Annotated in this window: 15 protein-coding genes; 3 read left to right on the top strand and 12 right to left on the bottom strand. The window is 55.9% G+C overall.

Annotated elements, in window-relative coordinates; translation table 11 throughout:
• Nucleotides 1-49: 49 nt before the first annotated feature.
• The 3 genes from ACR0EO_RS12220 to betB all read right to left on the bottom strand — a co-directional run bounded on the left by ACR0EO_RS12220 (nucleotide 50) and on the right by betB (nucleotide 5,418).
• Complete coding sequence (locus ACR0EO_RS12220; RefSeq protein WP_480690245.1) at nucleotides 50-1,402, bottom strand: MmgE/PrpD family protein; 1,353 nt, start codon at nucleotides 1,400-1,402, stop codon at nucleotides 50-52.
• Nucleotides 1,399-3,840 (bottom strand): GcvT family protein, encoded by a 2,442-nt coding sequence (locus tag ACR0EO_RS12215; RefSeq protein ID WP_480690243.1) that lies wholly within the window; start codon nucleotides 3,838-3,840, stop codon nucleotides 1,399-1,401. The genes ACR0EO_RS12220 and ACR0EO_RS12215 overlap by 4 nt, the downstream gene beginning before the upstream one ends.
• Nucleotides 3,841-3,963: 123 nt before the next feature.
• The gene (gene betB, locus ACR0EO_RS12210; RefSeq protein WP_480690241.1) at nucleotides 3,964-5,418 is read right to left on the bottom strand and encodes a betaine-aldehyde dehydrogenase; all 1,455 of its coding nucleotides are present in this window, start codon (nucleotides 5,416-5,418) and stop codon (nucleotides 3,964-3,966) included.
• A 192-nt stretch (nucleotides 5,419-5,610) separates the two neighbouring features.
• On the opposite strand from betB, the gene ACR0EO_RS12205 reads away from it, so the two are divergent.
• Nucleotides 5,611-5,940: a hypothetical protein gene (locus ACR0EO_RS12205; protein WP_480690239.1), complete on the top strand. Its 330-nt coding sequence runs from the start codon at nucleotides 5,611-5,613 to the stop codon at nucleotides 5,938-5,940.
• 14 nt (nucleotides 5,941-5,954) lie between these two features.
• Here ACR0EO_RS12205 and ACR0EO_RS12200 read toward each other — a convergent pair whose 3' ends face one another.
• Both ACR0EO_RS12200 and trhO read right to left on the bottom strand, forming a co-directional pair.
• Nucleotides 5,955-6,458 (bottom strand): ion channel, encoded by a 504-nt coding sequence (locus ACR0EO_RS12200; protein WP_480690237.1) that lies wholly within the window; start codon nucleotides 6,456-6,458, stop codon nucleotides 5,955-5,957.
• A 76-nt stretch (nucleotides 6,459-6,534) separates the two neighbouring features.
• The gene (gene trhO / locus ACR0EO_RS12195) at nucleotides 6,535-7,440 is read right to left on the bottom strand and encodes an oxygen-dependent tRNA uridine(34) hydroxylase TrhO (protein ID WP_480690235.1); all 906 of its coding nucleotides are present in this window, start codon (nucleotides 7,438-7,440) and stop codon (nucleotides 6,535-6,537) included.
• A 97-nt stretch (nucleotides 7,441-7,537) separates the two neighbouring features.
• On the opposite strand from trhO, the gene pncA reads away from it, so the two are divergent.
• Nucleotides 7,538-8,131 carry a bifunctional nicotinamidase/pyrazinamidase gene (gene pncA / locus ACR0EO_RS12190; RefSeq protein WP_480690233.1) on the top strand — a complete coding sequence of 198 codons (594 nt, stop codon included), beginning with the start codon at nucleotides 7,538-7,540 and terminating at the stop codon, nucleotides 8,129-8,131.
• Here pncA and ACR0EO_RS12185 read toward each other — a convergent pair.
• Nucleotides 8,128-8,643, bottom strand: a complete 516-nt coding sequence (locus tag ACR0EO_RS12185; RefSeq protein ID WP_480690232.1) for a hypothetical protein — start codon at nucleotides 8,641-8,643, stop codon at nucleotides 8,128-8,130. The genes pncA and ACR0EO_RS12185 overlap by 4 nt on opposite strands.
• Before the next feature lie 165 nt (nucleotides 8,644-8,808).
• On the opposite strand from ACR0EO_RS12185, the gene pncB reads away from it, so the two are divergent.
• Entirely contained in the window at nucleotides 8,809-10,101 is a 1,293-nt protein-coding gene (pncB, locus tag ACR0EO_RS12180; protein WP_480690230.1) for a nicotinate phosphoribosyltransferase, read from the top strand.
• 3 nt (nucleotides 10,102-10,104) lie between these two features.
• Here pncB and ACR0EO_RS12175 read toward each other — a convergent pair whose 3' ends face one another.
• The 6 genes from ACR0EO_RS12175 to ACR0EO_RS12150 form a co-directional block, all read right to left on the bottom strand.
• On the bottom strand, nucleotides 10,105-11,556 hold the full coding sequence (locus ACR0EO_RS12175; RefSeq protein ID WP_480690228.1) for an aldehyde dehydrogenase family protein: 1,452 nt from the start codon (nucleotides 11,554-11,556) through the stop codon (nucleotides 10,105-10,107).
• Between the two features lie 32 nt (nucleotides 11,557-11,588).
• Nucleotides 11,589-13,187 (bottom strand): ABC transporter ATP-binding protein, encoded by a 1,599-nt coding sequence (locus ACR0EO_RS12170; RefSeq protein WP_480690226.1) that lies wholly within the window; start codon nucleotides 13,185-13,187, stop codon nucleotides 11,589-11,591.
• The gene (locus tag ACR0EO_RS12165) at nucleotides 13,184-13,999 is read right to left on the bottom strand and encodes an ABC transporter permease (RefSeq protein WP_480690224.1); all 816 of its coding nucleotides are present in this window, start codon (nucleotides 13,997-13,999) and stop codon (nucleotides 13,184-13,186) included. The genes ACR0EO_RS12170 and ACR0EO_RS12165 overlap by 4 nt, the downstream gene beginning before the upstream one ends.
• Complete coding sequence (locus ACR0EO_RS12160) at nucleotides 13,996-14,943, bottom strand: ABC transporter permease (RefSeq protein WP_480690222.1); 948 nt, start codon at nucleotides 14,941-14,943, stop codon at nucleotides 13,996-13,998. The genes ACR0EO_RS12165 and ACR0EO_RS12160 overlap by 4 nt, the downstream gene beginning before the upstream one ends.
• Before the next feature lie 40 nt (nucleotides 14,944-14,983).
• A complete protein-coding gene (locus ACR0EO_RS12155; protein WP_480690220.1) occupies nucleotides 14,984-16,054 on the bottom strand; it encodes a ligand-gated ion channel in 1,071 nt (356 codons plus the stop codon).
• 61 nt (nucleotides 16,055-16,115) lie between these two features.
• Nucleotides 16,116-17,603, bottom strand: coding sequence for an ABC transporter substrate-binding protein (locus tag ACR0EO_RS12150; protein ID WP_480690218.1), 1,488 nt, complete (start codon nucleotides 17,601-17,603; stop codon nucleotides 16,116-16,118).
• Nucleotides 17,604-17,606 lie beyond the last annotated feature (3 nt).

Raw genomic sequence — 17,606 nt, 5'->3', positions numbered from 1 at the left:
ATCTTTGCGCACTCCGAGCTAAAACCTGGCACGGTCACACGTAGGCCTTTCAGCAACTTGCTCGTTCATAAACCAAGGGCGCCAGGTCGGCGTAACTTGCGCTTTCGTCAACCCAACCCAGGATGACACGGCGGATCGCGCTGGCGCGGTCCGTTCCGACAACTGGTGCCGCGAATTGCATGAATTTCTCAATGACCTCATCGCGGGTGATTGGTGCCTCGGGCCCTCCTCGCGCATGGGTATCATCAGACTCTAACAAATGCCCTTCTGTGGTTTCGAGGGTAACATCTGCCCACCGACCCTGAGGAAACCGGGCGTTGTGTTGATTGCTTTCTGCGACATGTATACGTGGTATCAGATCCGCCACCACCGGATCGGTCAAACCGGCGCCCGAGATATGTTCGACCCCAATTCGACCATAAATAGCCTGGACAGCAACCGCGAAGGGCAGCGAATACTGTGCCTGAGAGGTCGTCTCTGGCATTCCCCCGAACAAACAAGCCGCTTGATGGAAGCTTCGGATGTGAATGGATCGAACCTGTGAATGGCTAAGGTCATTCTGTTGCATCACAGCACGCACCGCGTCAATTGCGGCATGGGCCCATCTACAGATCGGGTAAGGCTTCACGTATTGATGTTCAACCTGCCAAAATTTCCCCAGATCGGCCCAATGGGGTTCAGCGGCAGAATCTTCAATTGTTATGGCAGGCGCGCCTGTAAAGCCGCGTTCGGCCAAAACAGCCGAAGAGAGGCCAACCATTGCCCCCCAACCCGACCCATCATGCAACATTGTTGGGTTCGCAATCTCGCGCATCATCTGACTGCGAGGACCGTGATACTCAGCAATTCCCATGGCTTGCCGCATCTGCTCTGGCGAATGGCCGCGTATCCGCGCCGCCATCGCCACAACACCCAACGCGTTCCATGCGCCGGACGTGTGGTAGTCGCTGACCGATGCGTGCAGCGCGATTCCAGCACGACCAGCGGTTTCATACCCGATGATCACTGCGGCGAGAGCTTCCGGACCGGTAAGGTTTGGACGTTGCTCAGCCAAGGCCATCAAGGCGGGTAGAACTACAACGCCAATATGGCCTTTGGTCGGGTTGTAACCATCATGCCCATCCAGGTTATCGGTTTGGGTCGCCCCTGCATAAGCAGCACCAGCCATGCTAACCATTCGGCCGTCGAACGCCATCCTCGAGCTGTATGCCGGATCTGAACTGGCATAGAGGAGCGCTGCTGTGTCGCGAGCGATCACCCCGGTCTCCATAGGCCCCGAGGCGATCAGAATACCCATAGTATCCAGCATCATCAGAGCGGCGGCCTCTTTTGCGCTGTCCGGCATCTGATCAGCAGTACGGTTCAGCGCAAATTCGGCAACGCGAGCGAAGGTATCAGTCACGAGGCTCCCTCCATCTCCGGTTGGAGATCGCGCAGACTGTTGCCGTCGGGATCAAACGGTGGTGCCGCGAGTATTCTTGCGGTGTGCGGTTTGCCGAGAATATAGATTTCGACCATATCCCCTGGGCTTGCAACTTTGGGATCGGCATACCCAATGGCCAAAGATTTGCCGACCGAATAGCCATACGCGCCCGAAGTTACACGCCCAACGGGCGCTCCGCTTGGGGCAAATATCGGCTCGCCACCCGAGGCATCAGCCACGTCAGTGTCGACTTCAAAGATCGACAGAACTTCGCGTGCCGGATTGTCCTTAATTGCTAGGTAGGCTTCCTTGTTTAGGAAGTCCTTATCCAGCTTGATCAATCCAGCCAGCCCCACCTCTTGCGGCCAGTATTCCTGAGAATATTCGCGCCCCCATGATCCATAGCCCTTTTCAATACGCAAAGATCCAAGTGCGCGGCCACCAACTGGACCACCATCCAAAGCCTTTGCAGCCTCCAATAGCGCTGAATAGAGCCTAATTTGGTCGGATTCAGCGCAGTGCAATTCCCAGCCGAGATCACCAGTAAAACTGACGCGTATGGCCAGGCAGGTGACACCTGCGACCTCGATCGTACGAGATCGCATGAAGCGGAAGGCCTCGTTGCTCAAATCTGCATTGGTCAGCCGCTGCAGCAGATCGCGGGATTTCGGTCCAGCCACGTTGAAGCCCGCAATGCGGTTGGTGGCGACTTCGAAGGTGGTCCCTGCGGGCAGATCGACCATATTGAAGAACCGCTGATGATAGCGCTCGGCCATACCCGAGCCGATCATCATGTATTCGTCATCTGCGACCTTGGTAATGGTGAAGTCCCCTGCAACGCCACCGCGGACTGAAATCAGAGGGGTCAGGCAGGAACGTCCAACCTCGGTCGGTACCCGGTTAGCGACCAGTCGATCCAGCCAATCATGTGCCCCCGATCCCTTGACCACGTAATTGGCGAAGTTCGAGATATCGATAACGCCCACATGATCGCGCAGCATCTGCACCTCGCGGCCCACTGGTTCCCACCAATTCTGGCGGGTGAAACCGTTGGTTTCCACGGCGCCGGACTGGTCGGCGAACCAAAGAGGGTGCTCCCAACCACAGTTCAGCCCAAAGACACAGCCCATGTCCTTTTGCATCTGGTAGGCCGGGCGCACACGCGCTGGACGGCCTGCACTTCGTTCTTCGTTGGGGAAGTGGATGGCAAAGCGGTGTGTGTACACATCCTCGACCCGTGCTTTGGTAAATGCCTTGTCCGCCCAGTCACCAAATCGCGCCAAGTCCCAAGCGAACATGTCGTATTGAGGTTCACCCTCGATCATCCATTGCGCGGACAGCAATCCCAGACCACCGGATTGAGAGAACCCCGGAATAATACCTGTGCAACAGAAGTAGTTTTTCAATTCTGGCACTGGTCCCCAGATTGCGTTGGAGTCCGGAGACCAGATCATTGGCCCGTTGATCACCCTCTTAACGCCGGCCGTAGCCGCCACCGGCACACGTTCAGTAGCGCGGATGACGTTTTCCATAATGCGGTCCAGATCGTCCGGGAACAGGTCATGGGCGAAATCCAGTGGGGTGCCGTTTTCAGCCCAGAACCGCATGTCCTTCTCATAGGCACCGATCAGCAGGCCGTTGCCTTCCTGCCGGAAGTAGTACTCTCCGTCCCGGTCAGCGATCGATGGCAGGCGGCGACCCAGATTGGCAACTTCATCGATAGCCTCGGTAACGAAGTACTGGTGTTCGGTCGGTTGTAGCGGCAGTTCGATCCCGGCCATCGCGGCCACCTCACGCCCCCAAAGGCCGCCTGCGTTTACCACCCACTGTGTGTGAATATCACCTTTTTCAGTACGCACGATCCAAGAACCATCAGGCTGTTGATCAGTCCCTATTACAGGGCAAAACCTCTCAATCGTGGCCCCAAGAGCACGAGCTCCGGCGGCATAGGCATGGGTCACACCAGATGGGTCAACATTGCCGCCATCGGGTTCGAACATGATGCAACGGATGTCATCGAACTGTGCCAGCGGATGCAATTCCGTCGCCTGTTCGCGGCTGATCTCATAGAAATTCAGGCCATAGAACTTGGCCTTGGCCTCTTGTAGCCGTAGCTGGTGCTCTCGGTCTTGGGTTTGCGCCAGATAGAGCGAACCAGATTGAAACACACCGCAGCCCTGGCCGGTTTCCTTTTCCAGCTCTTTATACAGGTTCATCGTATAATGCTGGATCCGCGTGATGTTGTTGTTGTCGTGCAGTCCGTGAATGTTGGCGGCTGCGTGCCAGGTTGAGCCGGACGTCAATTCATCGCGCTCTAACAAGACCACATCGGTCCAGCCAAGCTTGGCCAAATGATAGAGGATCGAACAGCCAACAAGGCCGCCTCCGATTACAACGGCCTGAGCGTGGGTTTTCATGAGCTGACCTCCTGCTGGCGGGCACATGGGCCCTTTCAGGAAAGTCAGCCACAGGTCAAAGACGGCTTATGCTCTGTTCCCGACGTGAAATGTCGGGAACAGAGCATGCATAGCCGGTTTTGATCAGTAGGGCGCCTCGACGTCGTTCATCGAGACATAGACCGTCTTCATCTCGCTGAAGTGGTTGATCGCCAGTTTTGAGTTCTCGCGACCGACGCCCGACATCTTGGACCCGCCGAACGGAGCCTCAACCGGGGCGAGGTTGTAGGTGTTGATATAGCAGGTGCCTGCTTCGAACCCGGCTACGATGCGGTGGGCGCGGGTCAGATCGTTGGTGAAAACACCGGCCGCCAAACCAAATTCGGTGTCATTGGCGCGGGCCAGAACCTCTTCCTCGGTTTCGAAGTCGAGAACTGACATGACCGGGCCAAAGATTTCCTCGCGTGCGATGGTCATGTCGTCCGTGACGTCGGCAAAGACAGTGGGCTGCATGTAGAAGCCGTCGCCGTCGATGCGCTCTCCACCGTAAACCAGACGGGCGCCTTCGGCTTTACCCTTTTCGATATAACTCAGCGCGATGTTCATCTGGTTTTCGCTGACCATGGGACCGAAATTGACCTCTTCATCCAGCGGATCGCCGATTTTTGCGGTCGCCAAACGTTCGGACAGGCGGGCGAGGAACTGTTCCTTGATGCCTTTCTGGACAAAAACGCGGGTGCCGTTCGAGCACACCTGACCCGAAGAATAGAAGTTCCCCAGAATCGCGCCGGAAACGGCGTTTTCGATATCAGCGTCGTCGAACACGATCATCGGGGACTTACCGCCCAGTTCCATAGTCACGTGCTTCATACCTTCGGCCGCAGCGGCATAGACCTTGCGGCCCGTCGGCACCGACCCGGTCAACGAGACTTTGGCCACGCGTTGGTCGGTCACCAGAGACGCACCAACATCGCCATAGCCTTGCACCACGTTGTATACGCCTTTGGGGGCTCCGGCTTCGATCAGAATCTCGGCCACCTTCAGCGCGGACAAAGGAGTGGTCTCGGACGGTTTGAAAATCATCGTGTTGCCACACGCAAGTGCAGGCGCACCTTTCCAGCAGGCGATCTGGGTCGGATAGTTCCATGCACCGATACCAACACAGACGCCCAGCGCCTCGCGGATAGTATAGACGAAGTCACCACCGCCCAACGGGATGTGCTCACCTGTCAGCGAAGCCGTCAGCCCTCCGAAATACTCCAGCGCATCAGCACCGCTGGTTGCATCGGCCACCAGCGTTTCCTGCAAAGGTTTGCCGGTGTCGTGGGTTTCCAGAATCGAAAGCTCGTGGTTGCGCTCGCGCATGATGTCCGCAGCACGGCGCAGAACACGGCCACGTTCAGTACCGGACATTGCAGCCCACTCAGCTTGGGCCGCTTTTGCACTATTTAGAGCCTGATTTATAATTTCTGGCGTGGCGGAATGCAGCCGCGCGATGACTTCGCCTGTGGCCGGATAGATGACGTCAATGGGGGCGCCGTTGGTATCTTCGACATATTCGCCGTTGATGAAATGGCTGGCCTTGGGCTGAAACTTCATGCCGCGTCCTTTTCTGTTCGGATGATCCTTGCGCGCAAGGGATAAGAGTGCGTTGCGAAGGGATTTAGCTTTTATTGATTAGCCAGTCAATAAAAGCCGGCAATGGCGAGTTTCTGCCGACTCACAAGGGCCTACCCTTGAAATGAAAGGTTAATGTTCCATTTATGTTCTACACAGTCAGAGGATCAACCGATGGCCCAACACTTGCGAAATACCGCCCTGAGCGGCCCGTCAAATGACTATCACCTTTTGCCTGCAACAGATCGGCAGATGCGGTATGCCCGCGCAATCGCAGAGCAGTCCGCACTAGAGATTCCAGTCGAGGCACGACGCGACCGGCGCGCGATGTCAGCCTGGATTTCAGCACATAAGCAAGAGGACCATTCGCCCTTTGCCAACTATCCCTCAGGCAAGCAAGTCGCTTTTGCGGAACGCATTTCACGTAGCAAACGCAGACCGATCCCATCCGAGTGTTTCCACGACAGACAAATGATGTCGCGTTGGATTGATCAGAACAAATAGCACTTATTTAGGGTCTAATCATGCGTGTGTGTTCGAGAGTACAGCGCCACAGCTGCGGCAACAAACATCCCCAACAGGATATACCCTGTAACGGCCTCAGTCACAGCTAGGCCGCGGCACAGACCGGTTGGAGACATGTCCCCGTATCCGACCGTGGTGAAAGTTACGTATGAAAAATAGAGGATGTCAGCCGGTCCCTCAGCCCCAAACACGCAGTTGTCAGTGTATCCAAACGCACCATAGGCGGCGGCGAACAGAAATGGGACAACTTGGATGAAGGACACGCCCATCAAAAACAAAAGCCGGCGCGGCGATTTCACCTGTGTCATGTAAAACCAGGACTGAGAAACGATCCACAGCACCAGTCCTACCGATGCAATGGTACCGATTGTGTCCCCGGCGGCGGCTTCGTTAAGGCGCGATAGCCCAAACCAAGCCAAGAAACTGGCAATGACCATGCCGGCTGCTGCCAACAGAGTCGACTTCCATTCTTCCAAGGTCGTGGGCTTGCGGGACATAGAGGCTCCAACACGCTGATATCGCCTGAACTATCCGAATTCCAATACGTTGCCGCAACCGAAATTGCGGAGCGGCTTACTCGGCGCCCATATGCTCCTGTCCGCGCTGACGCGCCAGCAGAATCTGCTTCTGCCGTTCGCGGAAACGCGTTTTGTCGGCTTCAGAGGTCTCATCAACGCAACGATGGCACGAAACACCATGCTCATATTCCGGACGCTTCACATCCTCTGGCAGAATTGGGCGACGGCACCCGTGGCACAGCTTGTGCGGTCCTTCGACCAACCCATGACCGACAGACACGCGGTTATCGAACACAAAGCATTCACCTTGCCAGGTGCTATCGTCAGCGGGCATTTCCTCGAGATAGCGCAGAATACCACCCTTCAGGTGATAGACATCCTCGACCCCTTGGCCGAGCAAGTAGTTGGTGGACTTCTCGCACCGGATACCACCAGTGCAGAACATAGCTACACGTTTATTGTGAAACCGGTCTTTGTTTTCTTCCCACCAGGTTGGGAATTCGCGGAAACTTGCAGTTTCAGGGTCTATTGCGCCCTCAAAGGTACCAATCGCCACTTCGTAATCGTTGCGAGTATCGATCACCACAACATCGTCAGAACGGATAAGATCGTTCCATTCTTCAGGCTCAACATAGTTACCAACCTTGGCGCGCGGATCGACATCCGGCTGGCCCATGGTCACGATCTCTTTCTTCAGACGCACCTTCATCTTGCCAAAGGGCGGGTGGTCGCTGGTCGCCTCTTTCCACTCCAGATCTGAACAACCCGGAAGCGCACGGATGTGAGCCAACACCGCGTCGATCCCAGCGCGAGGGCCGGCGATTGTGCCATTGATCCCCTCTTGCGCCAGCAGCAAGGTACCTTTGACCGATTGCGCACGGCAAAGCTCCAACAAAGGATCGCGCAGCGCGGTATGGTCAGCAAAACGGGTGAAGTGATAGAGAGCAGCGATTGTATACATGCGCGCGGTCTAAACCCCCAGCCACAGAGTCGCAAGGGAACGGATTGACGCCCCCTGTCTTGCCTCGTACCGATACAGAGAACCCGAGGAGACAACGATGCCGCATGCCCTGCTTGTAATCGACGTTCAGAACGATTTCTGCCCCGGCGGCGCGCTGGCCGTACCCGGAGGAGATGAGATCGTTGCCCCCATCAACGCCATGATGGACGACTTTGACGCCGTGATCCTGACGCAGGATTGGCACCCGGCCGGGCACTCTTCTTTTGCCAGCTCTCATTCCGGCAAAAGCCCCTTTGATTTGATCCAGATGCCCTATGGCCCGCAGGTTCTTTGGCCAGACCATTGCATACAGGGTAGCCAAGGGGCAGCATTCCACCCCGATCTTCGCACAAACGGAGATCTGATTATCCGCAAAGGTTTCCGCAGTGCTATCGACAGCTATTCTGCGTTTTTCGAAAACGACCAAACCACGCCGACGGGCCTTGAGGGTTATTTGAAAACGCGTGGCATTGACCAGCTCACGATGGTCGGGCTTGCGACTGATTTCTGTGTGCATTTTTCGGCCGTCGACGCCGCTCGCCTGGGGTTTGACGTGACTGTTGAGATGGAGGCATGCCGTGCCATTGATCTGGATGGATCGCTGGCAACCGCCGAAACCGCGATGCGTACCGCCGGAGTTCGCCTAGCCTAAGGCGTTACGCCAGCTGCTGCCAGATACCTTAAGATGAAGATCAGGATCACTGCCAATCCAAGCGCAATACCGATGCGCCCTTGGATGCTCCGTCTTTTGGGTTTTCCGTTTGTGGACAGCTTTGGCATCTGCTTCTGCACTTCGGGAACTGCTTCGGCCTGAGGCTGAGCCGTTTTGATTTCGTCCAGAAATTGCCAAAGATCGAATTCGCCGGGGGCTTCGCCCTTGAGGCCTAAATGTTTGATGTTGGTAAACAAGATGCGCAGTATACGATCCCGGTCCAGTTCATCCTGCGGCCGGTAGAACCCGTGTGGAATATCGTTCTTGCTGGTTTCCAGACCAAAACCGGCATCTTCGAACATCCAGCGGATTTTCGGAGACGCCGCCCGCAGCGCTTCTGCTGCTCGATCGTCACGAAACACCGCTTGCACGGCCCCGGAAGACTGCGCAGACGCAGCTTTGCCCCCCTTCGGGTCAATTGTTACTATGTCAAAATCGTACTCGAGAACCATTCACTGACTTAACCTTGCTATTCCGTCCCCTCTTAACCACTAATCCGCCAAAAGATCACACAATATGCTCGCAATGTGACCTGACCTTGTCATTGTCTTCAATCTAGCGACTCTTGCCATTCCAAGCACCTATTGATCTAACAACGGAAATCGCAGGAGTTCCCCATGGTCGATATTGCGACACGAGTGTACAATCATAAATGGAAGATTGACCCGATTGTACGGTCTTTAATCGACACAGACTTCTACAAACTGCTGATGTGCCAGTCAGTGTTTCGAAATAAGCCCCAAACGGATGTGGCTTTTTCCCTGATCAACAGATCGAATCACATTCCTTTGGCGAACCTGATCGACGAAGGGGAACTGCGTGAACAGCTGGATCACATCCGTTCACTGAGCCTCAGCCGTGGTGAAAGCACCTGGCTGCGGGGCAATACATTCTACGGCAAACGCCAGATGTTCCGCTCGGATTTCATGGAATGGTTCGAGAACTTGCGCCTGCCGCCATATCACCTTGAACGCAAAGGAGATCAGTACGAACTGACCTTTGAAGGTAAGTGGCACGAGGTGATGCTGTGGGAAATTCCAGCCCTTGCGGTGCTGATGGAATTACGCTCGCGTGCCGTTCTGAACGACATGCGTCGGTTCGAGCTTCAGGTGCTTTATGCCCGCGCAATGACCCGCGTGTGGGAGAAAATAGAGCGGCTGCGCAAGATTAACGGCCTGGGCATCGCAGATTTCGGCACGCGCCGACGCCATTCCTTTCTGTGGCAGGATTGGTGTGTACAGGCGATGATCGAAGGGCTAGGCCCCGCATTCTCTGGCACTTCGAACTGTTTGATCGCGATGCGTCGCGAGGTCGAAGCAATCGGCACAAATGCCCATGAATTGCCTATGGTTTACTCCGCCCTGGCAGAGACAGATGCTGAGTTAGCCCAAGCCCCCTATGACGTGCTAAGCGACTGGCACGATGAGCACGAGGGTAACCTCCGTATTATCCTGCCAGACACGTATGGCACACAAGGATTCCTGGATCGTGCACCAGATTGGTTGGCGGGCTGGACTGGTATTCGCGTCGACAGTGGCGACCCTGCTGCAGGTGCAGAGCGCGCCATCAAATGGTGGGAATCCCGCGGCGAAGATCCGACGCAAAAACGGGTGATTTTTTCCGACGGGCTGGACGTGGACAAAATTCAGGAATTGCACAGCCAATTCGCAGGGCGCACCAAAGTCTCGTTTGGTTGGGGCACTTTGCTTACCAATGACTTCCGCGGGTTGGTTCCGAACGACGCGCTGGCGCCATTTTCATTGGTTTGCAAGGCGGTATCTGCCAATGGCCGACCAACCGTGAAACTGTCGGATAATCCTGAAAAGGCCATGGGCCCCACGGACGAGATCGAACGCTACAAACGGGTGTTTGGAGTGGGGGCACAGGAAGCGATCGAGGTGATTGTTTAGGCTCTAACCATGGTGTGCAGCAACAGTTTTAACCTGTGAAAACCCATACAGGGCTTCGAACCCTTTCTCGCGGCCGTGCCCCGATTTGCCGACCCCACCAAAGGGAAGTTCGACGCCTCCTCCTGCGCCGTAGTTGTTGATGAACACCTGACCCGAGCGCAGTTTTTTCGCCAACCGCATCTGCCGTGCACCATCGAGGGTCCAGATGCTTGCAACCAACCCGTAATCGGTGGAATTCGCGATCTGAACAGCTTCGTCTTCGGTATCGAAAGGGATCAGAACCTGAACCGGGCCGAAAATCTCTTCTCTGGCCAGCGGGTGATCTGGCGGAACGTCTGCGAAAAGAGTGGGCCGCACATAAGCACCTTCGGACGGAGCATTATCAACGATCCTACCCTGCCCCGCTATATTCAGGTCAAATCCCCGATCCAGAAATCCCGAAACGATCTCTTTCTGCCGGGTCGAGATCAGAGGGCCAACGCGCAAGTCCTCTTGCGCTGGGCCGACGGACAAGTCGGCATACGCGGCTGCCATGCGGGTTTTGACCTGATCGTAAACCCCGCGTTGCACCAATATCCGTGATGAAGCCGAACAAGTCTGCCCGGCGTTTTGAATGCCCGCGTTCACCAAGAACGGTAGCGCTGCGTCCAGATCAGCATCATCAAACACCAGTTGCGGAGATTTCCCGCCCAACTCAAGCGTCACCGGGACAACATTGCGCCCCGCAGCCTGCTGCACCAGTGCACCGGTCGCAACCGAACCCGTGAATGAGATATGGTTGACACCGGGATGCGCCGACAGTGCTGCTCCAGCCTCAGCCCCCAAACCGGGCACCACGTTCAATGCGCCGGCAGGCAGACCGGCTTGTTGCGCCAAGTGGGCAAAGGCCAACGCGGTCAGACAAGCTTCTTCGGCTGGTTTCAACACACAGGCATTACCCATCGCCAACGCCGCCCCGACCGAGCGACCGATGATCTGCATTGGATAGTTCCACGGTACGATGTGGCCTGTCACTCCGTGCGGTTCGCGCAGAGTATAAACGGTGTAACCGTCCAGATAGGGGATCGTTTCGCCCATCACTTTGTCAGCCGCACCGCCGTAGAACTCACAGTATCGCGCCAAGGCCACTGCGTCCGCGCGTGCCTGCGTCAACGGTTTGCCCACATCCATCGCTTCGATCTGCGCCAGATCATCAACACGCTCGAGCACCAACTGCCCGAGGCGGATCAGAATCCGTCCGCGCTCTAAGGCCGTTTTGCGCCCCCAATCCCCCTCCAATGCAGCTTGGGCTGCTGAGACCGCAGAATCGATATCTCCCGCTTTGCCACGCGCGATTCTGCAGATCTCGGACCCGTCCGACGGGTTAATCAACGACAATTCTGCGTTATCCGCAGCCCTGACCCACGATCCGTTGATCAGGCAAAGTGCTGGATTGAACCATAAAGAGTTAGACATGTGGACCTCCATTTAGGCTCTAATAAAAGGCTTTAGGCCACCCGGCTGCCGAGCTCCGGCAAGGTGGGCGCAGCTTGAATCAGTTTCCGGGTGTAAGCGTGCTGCGGGTTGTTAAAGACTTGGTCCGTCTGACCCTGTTCTACAATTCTACCCGACTGCATGACCATTACGCGGTCTGTAACGGTGCGAACGACACTCAGGTCATGACTGATAAACAGATAGGTCAGGTCGTAGGCGGCGCAAAGTTCGGCCATAAGATCCAAAATCTGTGACCTGACCGACACATCCAAGGCCGAGACAGCCTCGTCAAACAGGATCAGTTCGGGTCGAATGATCAGGGCGCGAGCGATAGCGATACGCTGCCGCTGTCCGCCCGAAAACTCGTGGATATACTTGTCCGCGTCCTCGGGCCGCAGGCCCACGGCTTTCAGCATCTCAGCGATGCGATCTGTACGTTCCGACCCTTTCGGCGGGTCTTCCAGCAGGTGAAATGGCTCGGTGATCAGTCGGGCAACCCGATGGCGGGGGTTAAAGCTGCCATAAGGGTCCTGAAAGACCACCTGCATCTTACGACGTACGGCCAGATTGGGCTTGTGACCCGAAAACACGGGTTGCCCATCCAGGCGAATGTCGCCACCCTGCACTTCTTCAAGCCCTAAAATAGCCCGTGTTAGGGTCGATTTTCCACAACCGGACTCTCCAACCAAGCCCAGACGCTCTCCGCGGTTCAGGGTAAAACTGACCCCATCCACCGCAAGGTGATGGCCCGGCTTGTCGAGCAACCCTTTGCGAGGAAGACGATAATTGCGGACGACATTTGTCACCTCAAGCAGAGGTTTGGGCGCTGGCGGTTGAGGCAGCACCACCTGATGACCCGACGCTTCGAACAACATCTGAGTGTAAGGGTGTTTCATGTTTTGCAGCAGTTCTCGCGTCGCGCCGCTTTCAACCACCTCGCCGTTGCGCATTACAACGATCTGATCAGCCATATCGGCAACAACTGCCAGATCGTGTGTGATCATCAGCAATCCCATGCCAAACTCTCGCACCAACCCTTTGAGCAGGTCGAGGATTTGCGCCTGTGTTGTGACATCCAACGCCGTTGTCGGTTCATCCGCGATCAGCAGTTTGGGACGCAGAGCGATGGCCATTGCGATCACCACGCGTTGCCGCTGTCCTCCGGACAACTCGTGCGGATAGCGCGAAAGAGGAAAACGATCCGGTGGCAAGCCAACGCGGGTCAACACCTCTTGCGCGCGCTGCACGGCTTGTAAACGGGGCATTGCTTTGTGGATCAGGATCGTCTCCATAACCTGACCGCCAATCGTTTTAACCGGATTGAGCGCCGTCATGGGCTCTTGAAACACCATCCCAATCGACACGCCACGCAGGGCACACATCTCGACTTCGGTGCGGTCCAGCAGATCTTGACCATCCAACCGGATCGCACCCTGAGTTTCTGCTCCACCCGGTAACAATTGCATCACGGCCAGAGCGGTCATCGACTTACCCGAACCACTCTCCCCCGTGACAGCAACAATCTGACCCGGTGCGATGGATAGATTGACCTGCTTCAGGATATTCGCGCCGTGAATGGACAGCGACAGGTTTTTAATCTGCAACAAACTCATGTCCGAGCCACCCTTATCCTGGGGTCCAGCCAATCCCTCAAACCGTCGCCCAACAGGTTAAGGCCCAACACCGTGACAATGATCGCAAGCCCCGGAATCAGAGCCAAATGCGGAGCAAAACTGACCATTGTCTGCGCATCCGCCAGCATCCGGCCCCAGCTTGGCGTGGGCGGCTGTGCGCCCAGCCCGACATAAGAAAGACCGGCCTCGGCCAGTATCCCCAGCGAGAACTGAATGGTCCCCTGCACGATAAGCAGGTTCGCGACATTCGGTAGAATATGCTCTGCCGATATGCGCGCCGCGCCCTTACCGGAAACACGCGCGGCAAGGATGAACTCCCGCTCCCACAGCGATAACGCGGCACCGCGGGTGATGCGGGCGAAGACGGGGATGTTAAAGATACCGATCGCGATAATGGCATTGATTGCCCCCGCACCGAAAACGGCGGTGATCAGGATGGCAATGACCAGCGAGGGGAAGGCAAACACCAGGTCGTTGCCGCGCATGATCAACTCATCCAGCCACGACCCCTTGTGCGCCGCTGCGGATAGTCCAAGCGGCACGCCCAGCGCCATACCAATACCCACTGCAACCAGCGCCACCGCAATCGACGTTCGCGCACCAACCATGATCATCGAGAACATGTCTCGGCCGAAATGATCCGTCCCGAACCAATGTTGCGCATTGGGTGGCTGAAGTTTGTTAGGGATGTCCAAGGCGGCGTAGTCATAGGGAGTCCAAACAAAGGACACCACGGCCGCCAACAGAACCAGCGACGACAAAACGGTGCCAAGGATCAGGTTGCGGCTCATGTCCGGTTCCTCAGCCGGGGATCGACAGCGGCATAAGCCAGATCAACTAGAAAATTCACTGTGATGACGGCGAAAACCAGCAGCATTACGACGGATTCCACCACGATCAGGTCACGGGCAGAAATCGCCTGAAACACCAGCCGTCCAAGGCCGGGAAGGTAGAAAACCTGCTCGATGATGATTGAGCCAGCAAGCAGAAACGAAAATTGAAGCCCGATGATAGTCAGCACAGGGATCAATGCGTTGCGCACCCCATGCCGCCACAGTGCCTGTCGACGGGACAGACCTTTGGCGCGGGCCGTGCGCATGAAATCCTCGCCCAAAATGTCCAACAGTGAAGACCGCATAACACGCGCCAGAATGGCCGCCTGCGGCAAGGCAAGAGCAATTGCAGGCAAAGTCAGGGAATGCAGGCCTGTCCAAATACCGTTCTCCCAGCCCGCGAACCCGCCGGCATTGAACCAGCGCAGATTGATCGCAAAGATCAGCACCAACATCATGGCAAACCAAAAATTTGGCACCGCAACGCCGAGCTGTGTTACGCCCATAACCGTCAGATCGCCCGGTTTGCCCCGGCGTGCAGCGGCGTAGATACCGGCGGGAAAGGCGATCAGAGTGGACAACGTCAACGCATACAGCGCCAGGGGCAAAGAAACCCACAGCCGATCTGAAATCATCTGCGCCACAGGTGTGCGATAGGTGTACGAAGTGCCAAAATCTCCGACCATCATACCGCCAACCCAGCTCAGGTAGCGCTGCACCTTTGAGCCATCTAACCCCAGCTCGGCCCGAAGTGCAGCCAGTGTATCCTCTTGTGCATTCACTCCCAACATGAACGAGGCAGGGTCACCTGGCGCAACCTCGATCACCGCAAAGATGACAACCGAAGCAACGGCCAAGCTTATCAGCAACGAAATCAGGCGTTTGATGGTATAGCGCAGCATTGGGGCCACGTTAGGCTCACATACCGCGCGGGTCCAGCTTCTAAGGCACCAGAAGGTAAGCAAAAACCGCGTAGGCGACGATGGCGGCATAGCCCAGTGGGTAAATCCACTTGATCGCGTAGTTGTCCAGCATTCTGGCTCCGTCTTCACGACCTAAGACTTTCATTTTGCGCAAAGCCACATTGAACACGATCAGCGCCCCAGTCATCAGGAACATGCACTGAAGAACAAAGTCTAGGAAAGTCAGATAGCCCAGCTTGGGCAAATCCGCGGATATCGCCCAGTTGAAGGCCACAAAGACCAGCAGGTTACCCCCGGCGATTTCAATCCGACGACGGTATTCATCCAAGAAAAACAATGCCCAACCGACGGTTATCAACACCAGCATCGGCAGGAAAACCCGGATCACGTAATAAGTCAGATGTCGGTTCCCTTGGAAAGCCAGAGCGACTTGATCGCTTTCGCGACCTGATAGGCCGATAACGGTCGAATGCTGAATCCGGGCATTCCCAAGGATCCATTCTTCCTCACCCAACAGATCACCCAGACCCGAATATTCCTCCATCGGGTAGTAAGACACATATTCAGACGGAAAGATCGAAACGACCTCAAAGTAGAAGTCCTGCGTGTCGAAGGGGTATTTACGAAAATCGAAGTGGGGGGCCTGTAAAGTCAACGAGGACTTCTCGACATACACAACACGCCCGTCATAGCGCAGCGACGCCGCAGACTCGTGTATCCACTTGTTGGACTGCTGGTTATGGATGACAAACGCAGGCAGGATGGCTCCGATGTCGGCGGCATGATCGGCAAGGTCCGGCGGGCTGAACACCCGGATTTCGCGCCCAGCTTCCTCGCGATCAAAGGCCAAGGAGGGGTCGGTCCATTCAACGCGCAAGACGACAACGGCGCCATAGTTCTCGGCCTTTTGGTCAACTCCGGTGATCTGGTCGATGCGAATGCCGACGCCAACTTTCAAAGGATTATCGGGTGTGCCGGCCAACGCATCCAATCGTCCGCCCAGCACATTCTGAGCTGTAACCTTGCCGGTGGGTAGAAAAACCAGGAAGGCGGCTAAGAGAAAAAGGCCAAGGGCACGAAACAAAACCATATGAAACTATACACAGAAAACAGGCGAACTGGGGCCACGCCGTGCGGCCCCAGCAAATTTCTTATTCAGACCAGCTGATCTGCGTGAGATCTATTGCAGCCGTTGGCGCGTTTTCCCAAAGACCTTGCACACCTGCCTTGGCGACACCCAGCTTGGCCAACTGGAAAAGGTAGCCATTGACGAAATCGTTCGCGATAAGCCGCTGCATTTCGCCCAGTAGTTTCTTGCGCTCTTCCGGGTCAGTCGTCGCGTTCAACGTGTCCATCAGCGTCTGAGCATCCAGACTATCATATTGGAAATAGTAGTCCGGCCGCGCATAGATGCCGATATCCATCGGTTCGGTGTGGCTGACAATAGTCAGACCGAAATCCTTGCCTTTGAACACGGATTCCAGCCATTGCGCCCATTCCACATTAATTATTTCAGCTTCAATCCCGACCTCTGCCAATTGCGCTGCAATAATCTCGCCTCCACGACGGGCATAGGACGGAGGCGGCAGATGGAGTGTGGTTTTGAATCCATCGGCATAACCTGCATCAGCCAGCAGCTTGGCGGCTTTTTCGGGGTCATAAGCTGAATTCTCAGTCAGATCGACGTAGGCCGGGTTATGAGGCGCGAAGTGGCTGCCGATCGGCGTCCCATAGCCAAACATCGCACCGTCAATGATTGCCTGACGGTCAATCGCATGGGCCATGGCGGCACGAACCGAGATATCGTCAAACGGTGGCTGCTTGTTATTCGTCGACAGGATAGTTTCACCCTCAGTCGAGCCAACAAGTACCTGAAACCTTGGATCAGCCTCGAACTGAGGCAGGTTCTCGGGCGCTGGGAAATTATCGAACACATCCACATCTTCGGCCATCATGGCGGCAAAGGCGGCCGTGGGATCCGAGATAAATTTGAATGTGGCCTTTTCCAATGCCGGCTGATCGCCCCAATAATTGGGGTTGCGGTTCAAGGTTATACTATCGCCCTGGACCCAATCTCCAAAAGTGAAGGCACCGGTTCCAACGGGGTTGGTCTTAATGTTGTCGATGCTTTCTGGAGCCACGATCACTGCGTCGCCCCATGCCATGTTGAACAGAAAATTCCCGTTCGGCTCAGACAATGTCACTTTGACGGTCAGCGGATCGACCACCTCAACGCTGGTGATCCCGGCAAACAAAGCCTTCTGAGCGTTAACACTGTCATCGGCAGCCGCGCGATCCAGACTGAACTTGACGTCCTCTGCGTCCATTGTAGTTCCATCATGGAACGTCACACCCTCGCGCAGCTTGAACGTATAGACTGTTCCGTCATCCGAAATATCCCAGCTTTCAGCCAGACCCGGCACTACCGATCCATCGCCCATAAAGCGCGTCAAACCTTCGAAAATGTTTGTGTACACGACCGAATCGATGGCTTGGGCCGCAGCGCTTGTCGGGTCTAGATGGGGCGGTTCCAGCTGCATAGCGATGGTTATATCGGATTTGGCCAGCGCCTGCGTAGCGAACAAGCTGGCCCCTAACGCCAGAGCCGATGCAAAGGACCGAAATGTCTGCTTTGTCATTAA

This window comes from Ruegeria sp. BE9, from assembly GCF_056538765.1.
This window is presented reverse-complemented; position numbering and strand designations above follow the sequence as displayed.